Origin of the sequence: Agrobacterium sp. V1 (assembly GCF_030518355.1) — a bacterium.
Lineage (GTDB): Bacteria > Pseudomonadota > Alphaproteobacteria > Rhizobiales > Rhizobiaceae > Agrobacterium > Agrobacterium cucumeris.
Genome location: NZ_JAULSF010000002.1, coordinates 292,863 through 314,051 on the forward strand (window position 1 = coordinate 292,863; position 21,189 = coordinate 314,051).

Annotated in this window: 19 protein-coding genes and 1 pseudogene; 13 read left to right on the forward strand and 7 right to left on the reverse strand. The window is 59.4% G+C overall.

What is annotated here, in order from left to right:
• The gene (locus tag QSV77_RS15535; RefSeq protein ID WP_302734156.1) at positions 1-1,416 is read right to left on the reverse strand and encodes an XRE family transcriptional regulator; all 1,416 of its coding nucleotides are present in this window, start codon (positions 1,414-1,416) and stop codon (positions 1-3) included.
• Between the two features lie 119 nt (positions 1,417-1,535).
• Here QSV77_RS15535 and QSV77_RS15540 point away from each other — a divergent pair, with 119 nt between their 5' ends.
• The 9 genes from QSV77_RS15540 (at position 1,536) to QSV77_RS15580 (ending at position 12,127) form a co-directional block, all read left to right on the forward strand.
• Complete coding sequence (locus QSV77_RS15540; RefSeq protein WP_022562997.1) at positions 1,536-3,068, forward strand: acyl-CoA carboxylase subunit beta; 1,533 nt, start codon at positions 1,536-1,538, stop codon at positions 3,066-3,068.
• 102 nt (positions 3,069-3,170) lie between these two features.
• The gene (gene yghU / locus QSV77_RS15545; RefSeq protein WP_302734158.1) at positions 3,171-4,064 is read left to right on the forward strand and encodes a glutathione-dependent disulfide-bond oxidoreductase; all 894 of its coding nucleotides are present in this window, start codon (positions 3,171-3,173) and stop codon (positions 4,062-4,064) included.
• A 122-nt stretch (positions 4,065-4,186) separates the two neighbouring features.
• Positions 4,187-4,564, forward strand: coding sequence for a hypothetical protein (locus QSV77_RS15550; RefSeq protein ID WP_046799812.1), 378 nt, complete (start codon positions 4,187-4,189; stop codon positions 4,562-4,564).
• Positions 4,565-4,599: 35 nt separating this feature from the next.
• The gene (locus tag QSV77_RS15555) at positions 4,600-5,160 is read left to right on the forward strand and encodes an RNA 2'-phosphotransferase (protein WP_302734159.1); all 561 of its coding nucleotides are present in this window, start codon (positions 4,600-4,602) and stop codon (positions 5,158-5,160) included.
• A gap of 35 nt (positions 5,161-5,195) precedes the next feature.
• A complete protein-coding gene (locus tag QSV77_RS15560; protein WP_193559523.1) occupies positions 5,196-5,597 on the forward strand; it encodes a hypothetical protein in 402 nt (133 codons plus the stop codon).
• Between the two features lie 4 nt (positions 5,598-5,601).
• A complete protein-coding gene (locus QSV77_RS15565; RefSeq protein WP_302734160.1) occupies positions 5,602-7,605 on the forward strand; it encodes an acetyl/propionyl/methylcrotonyl-CoA carboxylase subunit alpha in 2,004 nt (667 codons plus the stop codon).
• 133 nt (positions 7,606-7,738) lie between these two features.
• Positions 7,739-9,880, forward strand: coding sequence for a methylmalonyl-CoA mutase (gene scpA / locus QSV77_RS15570; protein WP_302734161.1), 2,142 nt, complete (start codon positions 7,739-7,741; stop codon positions 9,878-9,880).
• A 12-nt stretch (positions 9,881-9,892) separates the two neighbouring features.
• A complete protein-coding gene (gene mce / locus QSV77_RS15575) occupies positions 9,893-10,333 on the forward strand; it encodes a methylmalonyl-CoA epimerase (protein ID WP_302734163.1) in 441 nt (146 codons plus the stop codon).
• A 249-nt stretch (positions 10,334-10,582) separates the two neighbouring features.
• Complete coding sequence (locus QSV77_RS15580; RefSeq protein ID WP_302734164.1) at positions 10,583-12,127, forward strand: glycerol-3-phosphate dehydrogenase; 1,545 nt, start codon at positions 10,583-10,585, stop codon at positions 12,125-12,127.
• 24 nt (positions 12,128-12,151) lie between these two features.
• On the opposite strand, the gene QSV77_RS15585 is transcribed toward QSV77_RS15580, so the two are convergent.
• Positions 12,152-13,378 carry an ROK family transcriptional regulator gene (locus QSV77_RS15585; RefSeq protein WP_302734165.1) on the reverse strand — a complete coding sequence of 409 codons (1,227 nt, stop codon included), beginning with the start codon at positions 13,376-13,378 and terminating at the stop codon, positions 12,152-12,154.
• Between the two features lie 242 nt (positions 13,379-13,620).
• Here QSV77_RS15585 and xylF point away from each other — a divergent pair, with 242 nt between their 5' ends.
• The 4 genes and pseudogenes from xylF to QSV77_RS15605 all read left to right on the forward strand — a co-directional run.
• Entirely contained in the window at positions 13,621-14,661 is a 1,041-nt protein-coding gene (xylF, locus tag QSV77_RS15590; protein WP_046799806.1) for a D-xylose ABC transporter substrate-binding protein, read from the forward strand.
• Between the two features lie 78 nt (positions 14,662-14,739).
• Entirely contained in the window at positions 14,740-16,053 is a 1,314-nt protein-coding gene (locus QSV77_RS15595; protein ID WP_269699104.1) for a sugar ABC transporter permease, read from the forward strand.
• 18 nt (positions 16,054-16,071) lie between these two features.
• Positions 16,072-16,854 carry an ATP-binding cassette domain-containing protein gene (locus QSV77_RS15600; protein WP_142841463.1) on the forward strand — a complete coding sequence of 261 codons (783 nt, stop codon included), beginning with the start codon at positions 16,072-16,074 and terminating at the stop codon, positions 16,852-16,854.
• A gap of 3 nt (positions 16,855-16,857) precedes the next feature.
• Positions 16,858-17,045: pseudogene (locus QSV77_RS15605) on the forward strand (hypothetical protein); the annotation flags it as partial.
• 174 nt (positions 17,046-17,219) lie between these two features.
• Here the strand turns inward: QSV77_RS15605 and QSV77_RS15610 are convergent.
• The 5 genes from QSV77_RS15610 to QSV77_RS15630 form a co-directional block, all read right to left on the reverse strand.
• Positions 17,220-17,453, reverse strand: a complete 234-nt coding sequence (locus QSV77_RS15610; RefSeq protein ID WP_269699106.1) for a hypothetical protein — start codon at positions 17,451-17,453, stop codon at positions 17,220-17,222.
• Between the two features lie 94 nt (positions 17,454-17,547).
• Entirely contained in the window at positions 17,548-17,985 is a 438-nt protein-coding gene (locus QSV77_RS15615; protein WP_046799801.1) for a helix-turn-helix domain-containing protein, read from the reverse strand.
• A 139-nt stretch (positions 17,986-18,124) separates the two neighbouring features.
• Positions 18,125-19,339: a hypothetical protein gene (locus QSV77_RS15620; RefSeq protein WP_302734168.1), complete on the reverse strand. Its 1,215-nt coding sequence runs from the start codon at positions 19,337-19,339 to the stop codon at positions 18,125-18,127.
• A complete protein-coding gene (locus QSV77_RS15625; protein ID WP_302734169.1) occupies positions 19,267-19,980 on the reverse strand; it encodes a TfuA-like protein in 714 nt (237 codons plus the stop codon). The genes QSV77_RS15620 and QSV77_RS15625 overlap by 73 nt, the downstream gene beginning before the upstream one ends.
• Positions 19,977-21,170 (reverse strand): YcaO-like family protein, encoded by a 1,194-nt coding sequence (locus QSV77_RS15630; protein WP_302735258.1) that lies wholly within the window; start codon positions 21,168-21,170, stop codon positions 19,977-19,979. The genes QSV77_RS15625 and QSV77_RS15630 overlap by 4 nt, the downstream gene beginning before the upstream one ends.
• Positions 21,171-21,189 lie beyond the last annotated feature (19 nt).

Genomic DNA, 21,189 nt, shown 5'->3' on the forward strand with positions numbered 1-21,189 from the left:
CTAAAAATCTGCGATGCTGTAGGGCAATGCTCCACGCGATAGGTGGTCGAATTGCAGTTTGCGTTTCAGCGGCGGTACGGCGCGCTGCACGCAATCCACCCTTTCGCAGACCCGACAGGAAATGCCGATCGGTTTGAAGGAGGCTGAATTGCCGAGATCGAGCGTATCGGCATAAACGAAATTCTGCGCATGGGAAATTTCGCAGCCGAGCGCGATGGCGTAACGCGGCCTCTCGGTATTGAAACCGGCACCGGCCTTTTCGATCTGGGTGGCAATGGAAAGATAGCGCACGCCGTCGGGCGTTTCCGCCAGCTGCCGTACGATCCTGTCGGAGCTTTCGAAAGCCTGATGGATGTTCCACAGCGGACAGGCCGCGCCGAAACGGGCAAACTGCAGTCGTGTGGCGCTGTGGCGTTTGGCGATGTTGCCGGCCCGGTCGATCTTGGCAAAGAAGATCGGCACGCCCTTCAAGCCCGGCCGCTGCAGCGTGCTGAGCCTATGCGCCACCTGTTCTAGGCTTGCGCCGAAACGCACGGCCAGAAGCTCGAGATCATGCCGCAGCTCCTGCGCCGCCCGGTGAAAGCGGCCATAGGGCAGGATGAGGGCTGCGGCGAAATAATTGTGCAGCCCGATACGACAGATTTCCGCGGCTTCGGCATTGCGGAAACCGGCGCCGGCCAGCAGCCTGTCTATCGAAGCGCCGGCGTGAAGCTGGGCGATCTGCAATGCCAGCTGAAAGCTGCGGGTCGGCGCTGCCATGTAGGAGCTGAGGGCGAGCGTTTTGCCGGCGGGATCGAAATGCCGTATCAGGCCGCCTGCCTCGGTTCTTGTGATGTGGATGCCGTAACGGCTGCGCAGATGCGCCGCCAGAATGCCGTAGGTCTCGCCGCCTTCTATCTCCAGTTCCTGCGCCAGCTCCTCGGCCAGAAGGTCGATTTCGGCGACGTAATTGTCGACGAAGTGGAAGAAGTCGCGCACCTCCTCATAGGGGGTTCTTTCCACCTGCGCGGTGCCGCGGCCCAGCCGGTCGTCCAGCTGCACCAGCTGTTCGCTGTTCTGCCGGTAAGCCTGATGGGCGCGCAGCAGTGCATGGGCAAAACCGGGAGCGTTCTGGGCAATCAGCTTCAATTCCTGAAGCCCCGGTTCGTAATTCATGAACAGCGGATCTTTCAGCGCCTCGCGCACGGCGGAAACCAGCCGGTCGTTTTCGCCGGTCGCCAGTTCTGCCATGTCCAGCTGAAATTTCTCCACCAGCGTCACCAGAACACTGGCCGAAACCGGACGCTGGTTATTCTCGATCTGGTTCAGGTAACTTGCGGAGATGCCCAGCCGTTCGGCAAACTGCGCCTGCGTGGCGCGGGCATTTTCGCGAAGGCCGCGAACCTTGCGGCCGATGAAGAGTTTTTCCGTCGCCATGTTGCAACTTTGCAAAATTTAATATTGCAAATATTTATGGCACGCATACGCGCACGATCAAGGCTTCTGGACGACTATTTTCTGGGCTATGGATCGTAATGACAACGCATGGAGGAAACATGCCCGGCATTCTGGAGCAGTTGGAAACGCGGCGGGAAGAGGCCAGGCTCGGCGGTGGCGTCAAGCGCATCGAGGCGCAGCATGCCAAGGGCAAGCTGACCGCGCGCGAGCGTATCGACGTGCTTTTGGATGAAGGTTCCTTCGAAGAATACGACATGTATGTCACCCACCGGGCGGTGGATTTCGGCATGGCGGGGCAGAAGATCGCCGGCGATGGCGTCGTTACCGGCTGGGGCACCATCAATGGCCGGCAGGTCTATGTGTTTTCCCAGGATTTCACCGTGCTTGGCGGTTCGCTCTCGGAAACCCACGCCCAGAAAATCTGCAAGATCATGGATATGGCGGTCAGGAACGGCGCGCCGGTGATTGGGCTCAACGACAGCGGCGGCGCGCGCATTCAGGAGGGTGTCGCCTCGCTTGGCGGTTATGCCGACGTCTTCAAGCGCAATGTCGTCGCCTCCGGCGTCGTTCCGCAAATCTCCGTCATCATGGGGCCATGTGCCGGTGGTGCCGTTTATTCGCCCGCCATGACAGATTTCATCTTCATGGTGCGCGACACCTCCTACATGTTCGTCACCGGGCCGGATGTGGTGAAGACGGTAACGAACGAAATCGTCACGGCCGAAGAACTTGGCGGGGCCTCCACCCATACGAAAAAATCCTCTGTCGCCGATGGCGCTTACGAAAACGACATCGAAACGCTGGAACATGTGCGGCTGCTGTTCGATTTCCTGCCGCTCAACAATCGCGAAAAGCCGCCGGTGCGTCCGTTCCATGACGATCCGGCGCGGCTAGAGGCACGGCTGGATACGCTGATCCCCGATAGTTCCAACAAGCCCTATGACATGAAGGAACTGATCCACGCGCTGGCCGACGAGGGCGATTTCTTTGAGTTGCAGGAGGCCTTTGCTCGCAACATCATCACCGGCTTCATTCGTCTCGAAGGCCAGACGGTGGGGGTTGTGGCCAACCAGCCGATGGTGCTGGCCGGCTGCCTCGACATCGACAGTTCGCGCAAGGCCGCCCGTTTCGTACGCTTCTGCGATGCCTTCAACATTCCGCTGCTGACGCTGGTGGATGTGCCGGGCTTCCTGCCGGGTACGGCGCAGGAATATGGCGGTGTCATCAAGCACGGCGCGAAACTTCTCTTCGCCTATTCGGAGGCCACGGTGCCGATGGTGACGCTGATTACGCGCAAGGCCTATGGCGGCGCTTATGACGTGATGGCCTCAAAGCACATTGGCGCAGATGTGAACTACGCCTGGCCGACGGCGGAAATCGCGGTCATGGGCGCCAAGGGTGCGGCGGAAATCCTCTATCGCTCCGAGCTTGCCGATCCCGAGAAGATTGCCGCGCGCACTAGGGAATATGAGGAGCGTTTCGCCAATCCGTTCGTGGCGGCGGAACGCGGTTTCATCGATGAGGTGATCATGCCGCATTCCTCGCGCCGCCGCATCGCCCGTGCGTTTGCCTCGCTGCGCAACAAGAGTGTCGAAACCCGCTGGAAGAAACACGATACCATTCCGCTCTGAGCCGCTGCGGGGCTGGAAAAATGCTTCGGCCACCTTACTATAATGATGTTCAGGCGCCCGGACCTTCGGATGCCCTCCCGAAACGCACAAGGACAGAGTTTTATGGCCGAAAATTCCTCTGCAGATAATTTCCCCGCCGGATATGAAGTGCCCAAGGTCTGGACCTGGGACAAGGGCAATGGCGGTCAGTTCGCCAATATCAATCGCCCGATTGCCGGTCCCACCCATGAAAAGGAACTGCCGGTCGGCAAACATCCGCTGCAGCTTTATTCGCTGGCGACGCCGAATGGTCAGAAGGTTTCCATCATGCTGGAAGAATTGCTGGCCGCTGGCCACAAGGGTGCCGAATATGATGCGTGGCTGATCAAGATCGGCGAAGGCGACCAGTTCGGTTCCGGTTTTGTTGGCGTCAATCCGAATTCCAAGATCCCGGCGCTGATGGATCATTCGACATCAGAGCCGACGCGGGTTTTCGAAAGCGGTTCGATCCTCGTTTATCTCGCGGAAAAATTCGGCGCTTTCCTGCCCAAAGAGGGCAATGCCCGCACGCAGGCGCTGAACTGGCTGTTCTGGCAGATGGGCTCCGCTCCCTTCCTCGGCGGCGGTTTCGGGCATTTCTACGCTTATGCGCCGGTGAAGATCAAATACGCCATCGATCGCTACGCCATGGAAGTGAAACGCCAGCTGGACGTGCTGGACCGGCATCTCGCCGAAAATCGTTATCTGGCCGGTGACGAATACACGATTGCCGACATGGCTGTCTGGCCATGGTATGGCAAGATCGCGATCGGTCAGGCCTATGGTGATGCCGGTGCTTTCCTTGAAGGCGATGGCTACAAGAACCTCATGCGCTGGACGCTTGAAATCGGCGAACGCCCGGCGGTAAAACGCGGCGTGATCGTCAACAAGACCTCGGGCGATCCGTCCGAACAACTGCATGAACGCCACGATGCCTCCGACTTCGAGACGAAGACGCAGGACAAGATCGGCAAGTAACGAGAGACTGGAGCGCTTCTGGTTTATTGGACCGTGGAAGCGCTCCCATTATTTGAATTTGCGCATCGTCAGGACATAAAGCAAACCCGCTTTTACTGAAAATGCTTCTGGAAGGAAAAGACATGGCGAACCTGCCCGAAATGACCAAACACAAGGGGTTTCCCTCCGGCATGCCAAGCACGGGCGTCCAGTTCACCATCCGCCGCGCCAACCCCAAAGGGGTGACGCCCATCAAGATGATACCCCGCAGGGCGCGCGACGATTCCAAGGAACATCGCATCGACGCCGCTTTCCTGCATTCGCTCTGGCACCATTTCGGTCCGGAACCGTTCGAGCGGGGTAATCTCGACGCTGCCCGTCTCAACCTGCTGTTCGGTCGCGAAGTTCTTCCGGCGGAAAAAAATTTCGATCCGCTGTCCTACCAGGCGATGCTTGTCATCGACGAGCGCGTCGCCCGCCAGAACTTCCCGGAATCCTTCGAGAATTTTTTCGAAATTTGAATGTGCTGTCATCCACCAGCGGGGAATGAAATTCGATGTCGGCAGCAACCAGCAAGTTCCTGAGTTATGTTCTGCGCCATGCGCCTGAAAGTATTGGCCTCACTCTGGATCATCAGGGTTGGGCGGATGTCGCAGACCTGCTGGCAAAAGCCAATGCGAGTGGCACGCCGCTCGATGAGGCAGGCTTGCTTGCGGTTGTCGCCGAAAGCGACAAGAAGCGCTTCACGCTGTCAGAAGATGGTCACCGCATCCGGGCGGCGCAGGGGCATTCCGTGAAGGTCGATCTTGGCCAGCCGCCGGCCGAGCCGCCACCGCAATTGTTTCACGGTACGGCGACGCGTTTTCTCGATTCCATCCTGCAGCAAGGATTGCGCCCGGGGGAAAGGCAACAGGTTCATCTTTCCGCTGACCGGACGACGGCGCTTGCCGTCGGACAACGGCATGGAAAGCCTGTGGTCCTGATTGTCGATGCCACCAAGATGTTTGCGGATGGTTGCCGTTTCTACCTGGCCGATAACGGCGTTTGGCTGACGGATGCCGTGCCCTTTTCCTATCTGACCGTGTCTGCGGATTCCTCAGCGGAAAGCGACAGGTGACGGGGTGAAGTTTGATAATGGAGGAGGGAGGCGAAATGGGTGTCGGTATATTTCAGATCGATATGGATTGGCTGCATCGCTGGCTGCGGCAGCGGCGTCACCCTGGCTCCGGTAAGACATCCGGCAATCGTAACCTGAAACCCAGGCTGACACCGGAGGCCGCGCAGCAAGATCATCGGCAGATGCTGCGCTTCATGGCGCTCAATGCGGCGGTTGGTGTTTTGATCGGTATCTGCGTCGGTGCGGCACTGTTCCTTCTCGATATTGGCGGTTTGGGCGCGCGGATCGGCCGGGCCGCAAATCCTGTCGTGCCGGTGCTGCTGGTCGTCGTGCCCATCGCGTCCCTGTTCGGCGCGGCGGCCGCTGCCTCGGCGATTTTGCTGATGCCCTATGAAAAGAAATTCCGCGACGATGATGACGATGCGAGGGGAGAATAACCGCATGATCAAGAAAATCCTCATCGCCAATCGTGGCGAAATCGCCTGCCGGGTGATCAAGACGGCTAAGAAAATGGGCATCGCCACCGTCGCGGTCTATTCTGATGCAGATGCCAATGCGCTGCATGTAAAGATGGCTGATGAGGCCATTCATATCGGCCCGGCCCCTTCGTCGCAGTCCTATATCGTCATCGACAAAATCCTTGAGACAATCGCCAAGACCGGGGCGGATGCGGTGCATCCGGGTTACGGGTTCCTGTCGGAAAATGCCGCCTTTGCCGAGGCGCTGGAGAAGGCGGGCGTCATTTTTATCGGCCCGCCCGTTGGCGCCATCAAGGCGATGGGTGACAAGATCACCTCGAAAAAACTCGCGGCGGAAGCGGGTGTTTCCACCGTTCCCGGCCATATGGGGCTGATCGGCGATGCCGAAGAGGCGGTCAAGATCGCGTCACAGATCGGTTATCCCGTGATGATCAAGGCCTCTGCTGGCGGTGGTGGCAAGGGCATGCGCATCGCCTTTAACGACGCCGAGGCGCGTGAGGGCTTCCAGTCCTCGAAAAACGAGGCGAAATCCTCTTTTGGCGACGACCGCATCTTCATCGAGAAATTCGTCACCCAGCCACGCCATATCGAGATACAGGTGCTGGGCGACCGGCACGGCAACATTCTTTATCTCGGTGAGCGCGAATGCTCGATCCAGCGCCGCAACCAGAAGGTCATCGAGGAAGCGCCGTCGCCGTTTCTGGATGACGCGACACGAAAAGCCATGGGCGAAGAGGCCGTGGCGCTGGCAAGGGCCGTCGGCTACCATTCGGCCGGAACGGTGGAATTCATCGTTGATGGCAACCGCAATTTCTATTTTCTGGAAATGAACACCCGCCTGCAGGTGGAGCATCCGGTGACGGAACTCGTCACCGGCATTGATCTGGTCGAGCAGATGATCCGTGTTGCGTCCGGGGAAAAGCTGTCCTTCGGGCAGGCGGATGTGAAGCTGAACGGCTGGGCGATTGAAAGCCGGCTTTATGCCGAAGACCCCTATCGCAACTTCCTGCCCTCCATCGGTCGGCTGACGCGTTATCGCCCGCCGCAGGAAGGCGAGCTGGAAAACGGCACCGTCATCCGCAACGATACCGGCGTTTTCGAAGGCGGCGAGATATCGATGTACTACGATCCGATGATCGCCAAGCTGTGCAGCTGGGGTAAGGACCGCGAAACGGCAATCGACGCCATGGGAGAGGCGTTGGACCGTTTCGAGGTGGAGGGTATCGGCCACAACCTTCCGTTCCTGTCGGCGGTCATGCAGCATGAGCGTTTTCGCGCCGGGCGCCTGACGACGGGCTTTATCGCAGAAGAATTTCCGGAAGGCTTTTCCGGCGTCGAGCCTGATGAGGCTTCGGCGCGTCAGCTTTCTGCCATTGCGGCCATTATTCAGCAGCGGTTGCAGAACCGCGCGGTGGAAATTTCCGGCACCATCGGCAATCATCGCCGCATTGTCGGTCAGGATTGGGTCGTGTCGTTTGGCGCTTCCCGTCACCGGGTTGGCGTTGAAACTGGCGCAGATGGCACGGCGATCCGTTTTGAGGACGGTGCGGCGTTGACGGTCGATACCGGCTGGCTTCCCGGCCAGAGGCTCGGGCTGTTCACGGTAGCGGGCGAGGTAGTCGCTGCCAAGATCGATCTTACCGGGGCCGCGATCCGCCTTCGCTGGCGGGGCATGGATGTTGTCGCCCGCGTGCGCAGCCCACGCGTGGCGGAACTGGCGTTGCTGATGCCGGAAAAACTGCCGCCGGATACCTCGAAACTGCTGCTGTGCCCCATGCCCGGCGTCATCACCGGCATCACGGTAAGCGAGGGCGACGAGGTGGAGGCTGGTCAGGCGCTGGCGACGGTTGAGGCCATGAAGATGGAAAACATCCTGCGTGCGGAAAAACGCGGCCGCGTCTCGAAAGTTTCGGCAAAGCCGGGCGACAGCCTTGCTGTGGATGAGGTGATCCTCGAATTCGAGTGATGGCCGCTGCCGTTTTTCCGGAACGCATGTGGGCCGGAGTGGTTTACGGGGTCGGACCTGCGGGCAGATCGTTCGATTTTCGTCACGATCACCCGCCACAGTGCTAAGATGAAATGCAGAAGGGGAGAGATGCATGTCGGGTGAAAAAACGGTGCGGGATTGGCTGCAGCTTGCCGAAAAGGAGCTGAAGCGGTCACCGGAAACACTCGTCTGGCACACGCCTGAAGGCATTGACGTCAAGCCGCTTTATACGGCCGACGACCTGCAAAACACGTCCCATCTCGAAAGCCTGCCGGGCTTTGCGCCCTTCACCCGCGGCCCGCGCGCCACCATGTATGCCGGGCGGCCATGGACGATCCGCCAATATGCCGGTTTCTCCACGGCGGAGGCCTCAAATGCCTTTTACCGCAAGGCGCTTGCTGCCGGCCAGCAGGGCGTTTCCGTGGCTTTCGATCTTGCCACCCATCGTGGTTACGATAGCGACCATCCGCGGGTGGAAGGCGATGTCGGCAAGGCCGGCGTGGCGATTGACAGCGTCGAGGATATGAAAATCCTGTTCGACGGCATTCCGCTCGAAAAAGTCTCGGTATCGATGACCATGAATGGCGCGGTTATTCCGGTGCTTGCCAATTTCATCGTCGCTGGTGAAGAACAGGGCGTTTCCCGCGAAAAACTTTCCGGCACCATCCAGAACGATATCCTCAAGGAGTTCATGGTCCGCAATACCTATATATATCCGCCCGAACCTTCGATGCGCATCATCGCCGATATCATCGAATATACCGCGAAAGAGATGCCTAAATTCAACTCCATCTCGATCTCCGGCTATCACATGCAGGAGGCGGGCGCGACGCTGGTGCAGGAGCTCGCCTTCACGCTGGCGGATGGGCGGGAATATGTGCGGGCCGCGCTTGCGAAAGGGCTGAATGTCGATGATTTCGCCGGTCGCCTGTCGTTCTTTTTCGCCATCGGCATGAATTTCTTCATGGAAGCAGCCAAGCTGCGCGCCGCGCGTTTCCTGTGGTCGCGCATCATGGAAGAGTTCAAGCCGCAAAAGGCGTCGTCGCTGATGCTGCGCACCCATTGCCAGACGTCAGGCGTGTCCCTGCAGGAGCAGGATCCCTATAACAACATTGTCCGCACTGCCTTCGAGGCCATGTCCGCCGTGCTTGGTGGTACGCAGTCGCTGCACACCAATTCCTTCGATGAAGCCATTGCCCTGCCGACGGAATTTTCCGCCCGTATCGCCCGTAATACCCAGCTTATCCTCCAGCATGAAACCGGCGTCACCAAGGTCGTCGATCCGCTGGCCGGTTCTTATTATGTCGAAAGCCTGACGGACGAACTGGCGCAAAAGGCCTGGGCGCTGATCGAGGAAGTCGAGGCGCTTGGCGGCATGACCAAGGCCGTGACGGAGGGTCTGCCGAAACGGCTGATCGAGGAGGCCGCGACACGCCGACAGGCCGCGGTCGACAAAGGGGAAGAGGTCATCGTCGGGGTCAACCGCTACCGGCTGGAGACCGAAGAGGATATTGATGTCCTTGATATCGACAACGCCGCCGTGCGTGCGGCACAAATCCGCCGGCTTGAGGACACCAAACGTCGCCGGGATGGTGGAGATGTTTCCAAGGCGCTGGCCACGCTTTCCGAAGTTGCCCGCAGCGGCAAGGGCAATATTCTCGAAGCGGCAGTCGCCGCCGCCCGTGCCCGCGCCACGGTCGGCGAGATTTCCGATGCTCTGCGCCTAGCCTTCGGCGATCACGCCGCCGTGCCGGAGGTGGTGAGCGATATTTACGGTGAGGCCTATAAGGACGAGCCGGAGTTGGCCACGCTCGCCGCCCGGCTTTCCGGCGTTGCGGCAAGGATCGGCACCAAACCGCGCGTCATGGTCGCGAAGCTCGGGCAGGACGGGCATGATCGTGGCGCGAAGGTCATCGCCTCCGCCTTCGGCGATATCGGTTTTGATGTCCTGGCCGGCCCGCTATTCCAGACGCCCAATGAGGCGGCCGATCTTGCCGTTCAGAACAAGGTGCATGTGGTTGGCATGTCGTCGCTCGCAGCCGGCCACAAGACTCTGGCGCCACAGCTGGTCGAGGCACTGAAACACAAGGGTGCGGAAGACATCATCGTCGTCGTCGGCGGCGTCATTCCGCGTCAGGATTATCAGTTCCTGCTCGACCACGGGGTCTCGGCAATCTTCGGACCCGGCACCAATGTCATGGACGCCGCCAACAAGGTTCTCGACCTGCTGGAAGGCGTCAGGCGCAACGCGTGAGGGAAAACACTCATGTTTGGAAGATTGAACCACGTCGCCATCGCGGTGCCCGATCTCGATGCCGCCATTGCCCGTTACAGGGCGCTTGGCGCAGATGTATCGGAACCACAATCCCTGCCCGAACATGGTGTGACGGTGGTGTTCATTCAGGCTGACAACACCAAGATCGAACTTCTTCATCCGCTCGGAGAAAGCTCGCCGATTGCCGCTTTTCTCGACAGGAACCCGGGCGGCGGCACCCATCATCTCTGCTTCGAAGTGCCTGATATTGTCGTGGCCCGCGACGATCTCGTCAAAAAAGGCGTCCGGATTCTGGGCGATGGCGAGCCGAAGATCGGCGCGCATGGCAATCCCGTGCTTTTCCTGCACCCGAAGGACATGGGCGGCGTGCTCTATGAGCTTGAGCAGGTTGGGGCAGTTCCCGTGACCAACGGTTCACGAGAACTGTCCTAACCTTTTGTTTTGACACATTGTCCAGAGGTAAAAGTGATTCCGCTTTTACTGGAAATGTTCTAGCCGACACATGGCTGAAACACAGACGCCCTAAGACGCTGGCCATGTGGTGGACGGCGGGCAGTCGCCGCCTGCCTTTGCCGTAACGTGTTTCGTTTGTTTTCTTTTGACATTCGTTTTGTTTTCGTTTTTATGGCAATTGTCTTTCAACGATGGGGATACGATCCCCTGCGCTGTCGTGGAGGCTCTATGTCCGGCGAGAATATTTTCGATCTTTTTGTCATCGGTGGCGGCATCAATGGCTGCGGCATTGCCCGCGATGCGGTGGGCAGGGGTTACTCCGTGGCGCTTGCGGAAAAGGGCGATTTTGCCTCCGGCACCTCTTCTGCCGCCACCAAGCTTATTCATGGCGGCCTGCGTTATCTCGAACATTACGAATTCCGTCTGGTGCGCGAAGCCCTGATGGAGCGGGAAATCCTTTGGGCCATGGCGCCGCATGTCATCTGGCCGATGCGCTTCGTTCTGCCCATCCAGAAGGGCGGCGTACGCCCGGCCTGGATGGTCCGGCTCGGCCTGTTTCTTTATGACAATCTCGGCGGCCGCAAACTTCTGCCGGCGACCCGCACGCTCGATCTGAGACGAGACCCGGCGGGCAAACCGCTGAAGCCGGCTTTCGCCAAGGCTTTCGAATATTCCGATGGCTGGGTGGATGATGCCCGTTTCGTGGTGCTTAATGCGCGCGATGCGGCAAATCGCGGCGCGACGATCATGAACCGCACACGGGTCGTCTCCGCGCGGCGTGAAGGCGGCCTCTGGCTCATCGAAACGCTGGACGAAAAAACCGGACGAGCGGCCACGCACAAGGCGTGCATGCTGGTGAATGCCGCCGGCCCCTGGGTGGACAAGGTGCTTTCAGGCGTCTTCGGCCGCCAGGATGTTCATAATGTCCGGCTCGTGCAGGGCAGCCACATCATCGTGCGCAGAAAGTTTTCCGATCCGCGCGCCTATTTCTTCCAGAACCCTGATAACCGCATCATCTTCGCCATTCCCTATGAGCGGGATTTCACGCTGATCGGCACAACGGACCGCGATTATCAGGGTGATCCGGCGAAGGTGCGCATCTCGGAGGAAGAGATTTCCTACCTCTGCAATGCCGCAAGCGACTATTTCAGCGACGCGGTAAAGCCGGAAGACATTGTCTGGACCTATTCCGGCGTGCGGCCGCTTTTTGATGACGGTGCTTCGAAAGCACAGGAGGCCACCCGCGATTACGTGCTGAAGTTGGAAGAGGGGGACGGCGAAGCCCCGCTCCTCAACATTTTCGGCGGCAAGCTGACCACCTATCGGCGGCTCGCCGAACATGCGCTGGAAAAGATCGGCGCGGTCATCGGCGAGAAGGGCAAGCCATGGACGGCGGGCTCCCACCTGCCGGGTGGCGATTTCGGCGCGGAGAGATATGAAAATCAAGTGAGGGGACTGATTGACCTTTATCCCTTTCTTGAGCGCCGCCATGCGGAACGCCTCGTCAGGAATTACGGCACCAAAGCGGTAGATCTGCTCGGCCCGGCCACCGATATATCCGGCCTCGGCTGCCATTTCGGTGGCACGCTTTACGAATGCGAGGTTCGCTTTCTGGTGCAGCATGAATGGGCCTGCGCGGCAGAAGATATTCTCTGGCGGCGTACTAAGCAGGGCCTGTTGCTCAGCAAGGATCAGGCGGCCGGTCTGGATGAGTTCGTCCGGCTTTTGACGGGCGCCGGGGAAGAAACTGCAGCCGTGGCGGAGCGGGCCTGAGCCTCTGGCAATTCCCAATCAGCTTCACGCATTTCGCGCCAATTTCTCATGACCATCGGCGCTCAATATATAGTCGTCGGCAGCGGAAAGCGCGTGTTCCATATGTCCTTCGAATACCAGCTCCGGTTCGTCTGGCGCGATGCTGATTTTGGGCATGCCGCCGAAACGCACCGCCTGGGATTGCGCAAGACCATCATGCAGGCCGCTTTCCAGAAGATCGAAATAACGGGTGCCCGGGCCGGTCACGAAAACCGGCATATGGCCATGCAGGCTGAACAGGCGTGAAAGACCGTTACCGAGTGCCAGACCGGCGGTGCGGAAGGCAAAACGTGCCATGCGGGCACCGGCGCGGGCTGAAGCGGCGATCTTGTCTACTTCGGCAATCGGCACGAATTTGGCCGGTTCGGCCTGCGGCGGGGCTTCGAAAGCCGAGCGCAGGATGGCGTAGAACCCGGAATAGGCTTCGATGCAGCCTTTGGTGCCGCAGCGGCACAGGGCGCCATCGGCCAGATGCAGCATATGGCCGAAGTTGGGGGCGCTGACCTCGATTGTATCGCCTGCGGAGCGGGCGATGCCAAGACCGATGCTGTGGCCCAGCGACAGGGTGACGAGTGCTTCCGGCGCCGGGTCGTCTTTCGTCTGCTCGCGCATCCGGATGGCCTTTGCGGCAAGCAGGGTTTCGTTGTTCAGTGTGACGCGATTGCGGCCGTCAGCGGAAAGCAATTGCCGGAAATCGATCCTTTCATTGCCGAGCACCGGCGACCAGACGAGCGTTGCCGCTGCCGCATCCACCAGCCCCTTGCTGCTGATCGATACCTGAAGAATATCGTGGCGGTCGATGCGCGAGCGGTCTGCAAGCCGTGCGAGGCCGGCGAGTATTGCCGCGCCGAATGTGCCTTTTTCGGCAGTTAACCTCTGTTCGGTGAAACGATCCACCAGCTTGCCGGCATAATCGACCAGCGAATATTGCACGCTGTCGGAGGAGATGATGACGATGGCGGCGTGGCAGAATGCGCCGCGCGGCGCAAAGAGAATGCGCGGCCGCCCGCGACCGGTGGCGGCGAGCTGTTCCTTGCGTAGAATGAGGCCGGCGCGCTCAAGCTCCATGGTGATGGCGGAGACGGTGGCCGAGGCGAGCCCGGTGAAGGAGGACATGTCCGTGTGGGAAAGGCTGCCGTGCAGGCGCAGGGCCGCCATAACCGACAGGCTGTTTTTCTGGCGCACCAGTTCCGTACTTGCAATGGCGGACATGGGCTGGGGCCTGCTCCCTGAACGGCTTTTTCCTGTCGTGCTCATCCTGTCTGATGGCGCATGCCACGGAGAAGATCAAGGCACCCGGTTGCTGCCCGCAGCCGTTGTTGACAGCATTGGGAATCTCTGACATTAATTTTCTCGACTGTCGAGAAAATTGTGAAATCACAGAGACCGTCAGCTTTTTTCCGGGCGTTATCCCTGCATGGAGGTGCAGGCTTCGCCCTTACCGGGAGGACATCATGAATTCGTTTGCCAAGCTTTTGGCGGGTACTGCCGTACTCGTTTCCCTGCATACTGCCGCCATCGCGGCTGATCTCGTTGTTGGCGTTTCCTGGTCGAATTTCCAGGAAGAACGCTGGAAGACGGATGAGGCGGCCATCAAGGCAGCACTCGACAAGGCCGGCGCGAAATACATATCCGCCGATGCGCAGTCTTCCGCCGCAAAGCAGCTGACCGATGTGGAATCGCTGATTTCGCAGGGCGCCAATGCGCTGATCATTCTGGCGCAGGATAGCGACGCGATTGGCCCGGCGGTGGAGAAGGCCGTTGCCGAAGGTATTCCGGTCGTTGGTTATGACCGCCTGATCGAAAATCAGAACGCCTTCTACATCACCTTCGACAACAAGGAAGTCGGCCGCCTTCAGGCTGCTGAGGTGTTCAAGGTGAAGCCGGAAGGTAACTACGTCTTCATCAAGGGTTCGTCTTCCGATCCGAATGCGGACTTCCTTTTTGCCGGCCAGCAGGAAGTGCTTAAAGCAGCCATCGATGGCGGCAAGATCAAGAATGTCGGCGAAGCCTATACCGATGGCTGGAAGCCGGAAAATGCCCAGAAGAACATGGAACAGTTCCTGACCAAGAACAACAACAAGGTCGATGCGGTCGTCGCCTCGAATGACGGCACGGCCGGTGGCGCCATTGCCGCTCTCGCTGCGCAGGGCATGGCCGGTTCGGTTCCCGTTTCCGGTCAGGATGCCGACTTCGCTGCGCTCAACCGCGTAGCACTCGGCACGCAGACGGTATCGGTCTGGAAAGACAGCCGCGAACTCGGCAAGGAAGCAGCCGGCATCGCACTGGAACTGGCCGGCGGCAAAAAGATGACGGAAATCAAGGGCGTCACCAGTTTTGATGGTGGTCCGAAAAAGGTAGCGATGCAGTCGGTCTTCCTCAAGCCGATCGCGATTACCAAGGACAATCTGAACGTCGTCATCGATGCCGGCTGGATCAAGAAGGAAACGGCCTGCCAGGGTGTGAAGGCCGGAACCGTCAAGGCCTGCGACTAAGACCCAAGGGTCCAGCTTTGGGCGCTGCGCCACATCGGTGGCGTGGCGCCTTTCAGATGTAAGGAGGACCGGCAGTTCATGGCCGATATGACCCAATCCAATTCCACAGCGTCGCAAAAGACGGAAAAGACAGGCTCGATAACGCGCTTCATCAGTGCCACGGAGCTGGATACCAGGCTGCTCGGCATGGTCGGCGCGCTTCTTCTGATCTGGATCGGATTTCATATCCTGTCCGGCGGGCTATTCCTGACACCGCGAAACCTCTGGAACCTTTCAGTGCAGACCGCGTCCGTGGCTGTCATGGCAACCGGCATGGTGCTTGTCATCGTCACCCGCAATATCGATCTGTCGGTCGGGTCGATCCTCGGTTTTTCCGGCATGATCATGGGTGTCATGCAGGCGGAGATCCTGCCGCAGATACTCGGTTTCGAACATTGGGCGACATGGATCGTCACGCTTCTTACCGGCATTCTCGTCGGCGGCGCCATCGGCATGTTGCAGGGCTCGATCATTGCTTTCCTGAACGTGCCATCCTTCATCGTCACGCTCGGCGGGTTGCTTGTCTGGCGCGGTGGCACCTGGTTCATCACCAGTGGCCGTACCGTTGCGCCGATGGATTCCACCTTCCGTCTGATGGGCGGCGGCACCAATGGCTCGATTGGTGCGACATGGAGCTGGATCGCCGCTGTCGTTGCCTGCGTTGCCATCGTCGCGGCCATTCTCAATTCCCGCCATCAGCGCCGCCGTTTCGGTTTTCCGCTGCGGCCGGTCTGGGCGGAATATTTTCTGGTGGCGCTCGGCTGCCTCATCGTCGTCGGTTTCGTTGCCGTGGTGAACAGCTACCCCTGGCCGATCAACATTGCCCGCAACTATGCCGACGCCAATGGCATCGCCTGGCCGGAAGGCGGGTTGTTCATTGCGCATGGCATTGCGGTTCCGGTGCTGATGGCGCTTGCGGTCGGTGCGGTGATGACCTTCATCGCCACGCGGCTGCGCTTTGGACGTTATGTCTTCGCCATTGGCGGTAACCCGGAAGCAGCCGAACTCGCCGGCATCAAGACCCGCTGGGTGACGGTAAAAATCTTCACGCTGATGGGCGTTCTGTGCGCCATCGCTGCGGCGATTTCGACCGCCCGCCTCAACGCCGCCACCAATGCGCAGGGCGAACTGGATGAGCTTTATACCATCGCGGCGGCCGTCATCGGCGGCACCTCGCTTGCCGGCGGTGTCGGCACCATAGCGGGCGCGATGCTTGGCGCGCTCGTCATGCAATCGCTGCAATCCGGCATGGTGCTGGTGGGCATCGATACGCCCTTCCAGCGCATCGTCGTTGGTGTGGTTCTGGTCGTCGCCGTCTGGCTCGACACCATTTACCGCGCCCGCGCCAAGTAAGAATCGAGGAGAACTCCTATGACGGACCAAGTCACGCCCCTCGTGGAAATGCGCAATATTTCCATTTCCTTCGGCGGCATCCATGCGGTGGAAAACGCCTCTGTCGATCTTTTCCCCGGTGAGGTGGTCGCCCTTCTCGGCCATAATGGCGCGGGCAAATCGACGCTTATCAAAATCCTGTCGGGTGCATATCGGCGTGATGGCGGCGATATCCTCATCAATGGCGAGGATGCGGATATCCGTAATCCCCGCGACGCCAAGAAATACGGCATCGAGACCATCTACCAGACGCTTGCCGTGGCCGATAATGTCGATGCGGCGGCCAATCTTTATCTCGGCCGCGAGCTGAAGACGAAATGGGGCACGCTTGATGATGTCGCCATGGAAGCCTCGGCCCGCGAGGTGATGGGGCGTCTCAACCCCAATTTCCGGCGGTTCAAGGAGCCGGTGAAGGCGCTGTCAGGCGGCCAGCGGCAGTCCGTTGCCATTGCCCGCGCCATTCTGTTCGATGCCCGTATTCTCATCATGGACGAACCAACGGCCGCACTCGGGCCGCAGGAAACGGCGCAGGTGGGCGATCTCGTCAAGGAACTGAAACGGCAGGGCATCGGTATCTTCCTCATCAGCCACGATATTCACGATGTCTTCGATCTCGCTGATCGGGTTTTCGTGATGAAGAACGGCAAAGTTGTCGGCCATGCCCGGACCGAGGATGTCACTAAAGACGAGGTTCTGGGCATGATCATTCTGGGCAAGGTGCCGCCGGGTGCGGTGCCGGGGCCGGGCGCTGTGGCGTCGTGAGGCCATTCGCCGCGCGTGTCGGCCATGGGCGAAATGGTGGGTCTTCTGCCGCTGGAGCGACAGCGGCTTGACGATCGGCAAGTCTGGATCAGCCCGGATTGCGGCCTGAAACCCACAAATGGGAAGAGGTGAGGCCAGCGCTTGTCAACATGGTCGCCGGAACTGTCGAACTTCGGCGCGGGCTGTCCTGATAATAGGCGAGGCCCGGCGAAAACCGGGCCTCGATCATCATTTGCGATGAAATCCCTTGGGAGGGGTTATGTGAGTGCAGGCAGATGCAAGATGCGCTTAGGCCGTTCCCGGCTGGAGGAGGGTGCGGGAACGTTCCGTCTTACGCATCTATGCGGCTGCGGATCGGAAATTGCTCAATGCAGATCGGCCGATGCGAAACCGCTGGAGTTCAACTCCGCGGCTACAGGCGGCAGGCCGTGCTGATTGATATCCTGGGCCAGCGACAACAATGCCATTTCCAGGAAATAGGTCGACATGCCCAGTTCCATGGATTTCGAGCGCTGGCAAAGGTATGAAACCATCCTTCCAAGCGCCAGAATCTCGTCTGCATTATCCTGTTCAAGTATTGCTGTGGTAGACGCCGCCATGCTTCCCTCTCGACAATCGACAGTATGAAAACGCGTTGATCCCGCGTTATACATTTTCGACCATATCGAGCGTCACGCGAGCGTCACACCTGCGTTACTCGTCGTTTTTCTTCTCCGGCGCCGTCGTATTTTCCGCCGTTTCGGTCGCTGCGAGCGATGTCACGAGGGCGACAATGCTCCGGCGGATGCTGGCGCTCTTGATTCGCGAAAAGGCCTGATTGAGCGAAAATCCTTCATTCGAAGCGACGAAGGACTGCATGGCATTTATCGAGCCGATGGCCGGATTATCGTTTCCGACATCGGGCGTGGCATTGGCGAAAAGCGAGCTGACATCAACGCCAAGAACGGATGCGATGGCCTGTAAACGCGATGCACCAACGCGATTTGCGCCTTTTTCGTACTTCTGGACCTGCTGAAAGGTGATGCCGAGCCGGCCGGCCAGAGCGCTCTGGCTCATGCCGAGCGACTTGCGCCGCATTCTGATCTGTGTGCCGACATGCACGTCGATCGGGCTGGGGAGTTTGGGCTGCATAATAAATTCCTCCATGTTGAGGGTCTTAAATCGGATAATTATCAATTAATATTGTTGAAGGTATACATTCAACACAATTTCCACGGGTAATATGAACTCTTCTTGACAAAATAACGCGGTTTTACGGTTACGGAACACGTCACGAAGCCCGGCTTATAACCTTTGTAGCGCAACGCAACGCCCCGTTGCGGCTTGCAAGATGGCTCCACCCGGCGACGCCGATGGGATGGAAACCGAGCCCCTCCCATATTTGCCTGTTGTCTTCGTCAAACTCCTCAAGCGCCTCCCCATCGCCAAAATGCGGCAGCCAGACGAATGGCTGTTTTTGGCCTGATCGCGCAACATTTTCAAGAATGACATTGTTGTAAAGTCGCGGAATACATTTGTTGCTGTCGATGGTGGGTGCAACGGGAATGGGATTTCGCCTTACCGCGAAGCCCTGCCGGAGCAGCGAAAGCACCGAGGCGTCGAGTTTTCGTTTCAGATCCGTGGCCGCACGGATACTGCATCCCGCATGCGCCACCGGATCGGCGACCAGGAGCAGTGGGCGGTTATCCTGCGTCAGACCGGTCACCGAAACGAACTGGTCAACGTGGAAACCGCATTGGTGCATTTTCCGGGAGGCCACCGCTATGGGGGCTTGTCTTGCCGGAGAAAGATCGAGCGTGGCCTCCGTAACAGCAAGGTCTTCCGGCCGGTATCCAAAACTGTAGACTTTTCTGTCGTCCAGAGCCTCAACCTTCTGCCACTGCTGCGAACATTCTACGGCGTTGGTGTCGATTCCTGTTCCGCTGCCGTCCTTAAGGCTCGAATGGCCCACCAGCCGAAAGTCCGGGCCAACCAGCTGGTTGCCACCATCCAAGAGCACGTCCGAAACGGCGGTGACGAGCCCGAAACGCTTGGCAAGCGCGCTGGCGCTGGCGTTTCCCGGTGCCGAAACCAGTTCGGTCGCAGTGCCTTTGCCATCGGTCCGAACATGGACCATATCCTGTATCCACGGATGCGAAATGCTGCTGTTTTCATCGAGCGGCAGCAACTCGGCGGCGCAGCGGAGGGGCAGCTTTTCGAGCCAGTCGTGCGCCGATGGAAGGCAGTCCCGGTCAATGACTATGGTCGCCATCATTTCGTGGGGCAGAGCCGAAAGCAGGTTTCCGATGGCGAGGAGTGGCGAGACCCGATGCCTGTCGTGATCATCGGTAAAAAACGATGCCGGAAGCGCGAATGCGATCGTATCAATCAGTCCACCACAATCGGCTATGAAAGATGGCGACGCGGAAATTGTCACGACGTCTTTTCTCCCGTCATCCGCCGCGCCGCCAATTGCTGAAAAAACACCGTGTTCTGGAATTTCCATGATGGTGCTGGCGGGGACGGCAGATCCCCGGCATTGAGCACCTCCAGAAGCTCGATCGCGTCGTTTCTTTTTACGGAAACGGCCTCCTTGGCCAGAAGATTTGCCACTTCCGAACCAAGCCCAGCTTCGGCGGCAATGGTACGCCATGTTCTGCGGGTAAAATGCAGGTGTCTGGCAACGCGCAGCAGCGTATCGTGGTCTTCCGGTGTGATTTTATCGCGGCACGCTTCCAGTGTTGCCTCGGCGTCGACCAGCGCGATTGTCAGCGGGCGATAGCCAAGTTCACCCGGCGCGTGGCTGACCGCGACATCGGCGTCCGAAACCCGTCGTCCGTCACGATAGGCTGCGAAGATCTCCCCGATGCCGATCATGCCGAAGGCGGCGCATTCCGTTGCCCTGAGCGCTCCCATGCTGGCGGCCCCGAGAATGGTCACGCCGGATGACAGGGCATGCAGGATTTCCTTGTGCCAGACGGCGGCGCAGTCCCCATAAAGGCCATCGATGAGACCGATTGTCCGGACGCCCTGCTGCGCGGCATCGAAAATATCACCGCAGGCGGCCGGTCCGCGAAGATCGAGACCTGACATTTTTTCGCCAGTGACGCCATGGATGGAGGGGCCGGCAAAAACCACGGTTTTCATCGAAGACCTCCGGCGCTCAGGAAATGATCGAGCGTCCGCGGCGATATGTTCTGCAGGCCTCCGCTGGTCGGGGTAAGGCCGCTTGCCAGAACCCGCACGACATTGAGGCCCGGGACACCCGATTCCAGTGCGAAGACATAAATGTCCTCAATCCCAGCTGTAAAAAGGCGCTCGGCAAGCTGGCGCCAGGGCGGCGAAGATCTGCCATCCGTTACAAGATCAAGCTGCACCGGCGTCCGTTCCACCGGTTGCCGCGCTGATGCAGGCGTACTCAACATGTCCCGCTGGTAACGCAGCGGGGAGAGATCATCCCGTGCGCCGCTGATATCCGTCAGTCGCGACTGGATCGCTTCGAGCAGCGCCGCAACGGCGGCGTCATAGGTTGCTGGACGGCAGGCGGCGCCCGCCGCATTGCGGGTTGCGGGGCCGTCCAGCGCGTTAACGGAGCGGGGAAGGCTTGCCATCACCACCGGCACGCCGAGTGTATTCGTCATGTCGAAGAAGGATGGTGTCAGGTCAATCTCTGAAAGGCGGTCAACAAGGCTGTCGAACGCCGTATCGACGCCGGCCGGAAACGTGACCGGCTCCGGCGCGATCGTGCGGGTTTCGAAAGTATCGACGAGAAAGCAGGCATCGTTTTCGACGAGCTCGAGCAAGGCGTGGAGAACCGCATGGTCATGGTGAAACCCCGCCGCGAGACCCTGCGAACTCATGAGGAAAGCCTGCCGATCCCAAGGGAAATCCGCGCGAAAATCCATGCCGATGAGTTCGTAGGGAGCAAATACCTCCTGCTGCTGGCGAACGGATATTCCCTTCACCCAGCCGCGTTCGCGCCGCGGATCCAGCCTGTCCGGATCAACGCGGCCGACGGTTTCGACAGGAATGAGAGGAACGCCCTTCACCCGCATCTGCTCGAGAGAGCCGAAGGCGGAGACATGTTTGCGGGTATCTTCAGCGACGGCACCTTCGACCGCTTCCATGATCGCCGAGAGCCGCGCCTGTTCCGCAACAAGTCCCTTGCCTTGCGAAACCGAGAGCCCGCGCGAATTGGGGCGCACCGCAAACCAGACGGGTATGCCGATAATATCGAGATCGGTCACGTCACCGACACGGGTAATCCCGAACTGCTGGAGCAGTTCGGGATCGAAGAACGATGCGTCCGCATGCCTTGAAGCCGCTGTCGCTGATATGGGAGCACCGGCACCGGTC

What these genes read in the sequence shown, in the direction of transcription:
- QSV77_RS15555 (WP_302734159.1), top strand. Translation starts at nt 4,600, where the DNA reads ATGTCGGCAGCAACCAGCAAGTTCCTGAGTTATGTTCTGCGCCATGCG.
- QSV77_RS15620 (WP_302734168.1), bottom strand. Translation starts at nt 19,339, where the DNA reads ATGGAAATTCCAGAACACGGTGTTTTTTCAGCAATTGGCGGCGCGGCG.
- xylF (WP_046799806.1), top strand. Translation starts at nt 13,621, where the DNA reads ATGAATTCGTTTGCCAAGCTTTTGGCGGGTACTGCCGTACTCGTTTCC.
- QSV77_RS15550 (WP_046799812.1), top strand. Translation starts at nt 4,187, where the DNA reads ATGGCGAACCTGCCCGAAATGACCAAACACAAGGGGTTTCCCTCCGGC.
- QSV77_RS15610 (WP_269699106.1), bottom strand. Translation starts at nt 17,453, where the DNA reads ATGGCGGCGTCTACCACAGCAATACTTGAACAGGATAATGCAGACGAG.
- QSV77_RS15540 (WP_022562997.1), top strand. Translation starts at nt 1,536, where the DNA reads ATGCCCGGCATTCTGGAGCAGTTGGAAACGCGGCGGGAAGAGGCCAGG.
- QSV77_RS15585 (WP_302734165.1), bottom strand. Translation starts at nt 13,378, where the DNA reads ATGTCCGCCATTGCAAGTACGGAACTGGTGCGCCAGAAAAACAGCCTG.
- QSV77_RS15615 (WP_046799801.1), bottom strand. Translation starts at nt 17,985, where the DNA reads ATGCAGCCCAAACTCCCCAGCCCGATCGACGTGCATGTCGGCACACAG.
- QSV77_RS15625 (WP_302734169.1), bottom strand. Translation starts at nt 19,980, where the DNA reads ATGAAAACCGTGGTTTTTGCCGGCCCCTCCATCCATGGCGTCACTGGC.
- QSV77_RS15565 (WP_302734160.1), top strand. Translation starts at nt 5,602, where the DNA reads ATGATCAAGAAAATCCTCATCGCCAATCGTGGCGAAATCGCCTGCCGG.
- scpA (WP_302734161.1), top strand. Translation starts at nt 7,739, where the DNA reads ATGTCGGGTGAAAAAACGGTGCGGGATTGGCTGCAGCTTGCCGAAAAG.
- yghU (WP_302734158.1), top strand. Translation starts at nt 3,171, where the DNA reads ATGGCCGAAAATTCCTCTGCAGATAATTTCCCCGCCGGATATGAAGTG.
- QSV77_RS15560 (WP_193559523.1), top strand. Translation starts at nt 5,196, where the DNA reads ATGGGTGTCGGTATATTTCAGATCGATATGGATTGGCTGCATCGCTGG.
- mce (WP_302734163.1), top strand. Translation starts at nt 9,893, where the DNA reads ATGTTTGGAAGATTGAACCACGTCGCCATCGCGGTGCCCGATCTCGAT.
- QSV77_RS15535 (WP_302734156.1), bottom strand. Translation starts at nt 1,416, where the DNA reads ATGGCGACGGAAAAACTCTTCATCGGCCGCAAGGTTCGCGGCCTTCGC.
- QSV77_RS15595 (WP_269699104.1), top strand. Translation starts at nt 14,740, where the DNA reads ATGGCCGATATGACCCAATCCAATTCCACAGCGTCGCAAAAGACGGAA.
- QSV77_RS15600 (WP_142841463.1), top strand. Translation starts at nt 16,072, where the DNA reads ATGACGGACCAAGTCACGCCCCTCGTGGAAATGCGCAATATTTCCATT.
- QSV77_RS15580 (WP_302734164.1), top strand. Translation starts at nt 10,583, where the DNA reads ATGTCCGGCGAGAATATTTTCGATCTTTTTGTCATCGGTGGCGGCATC.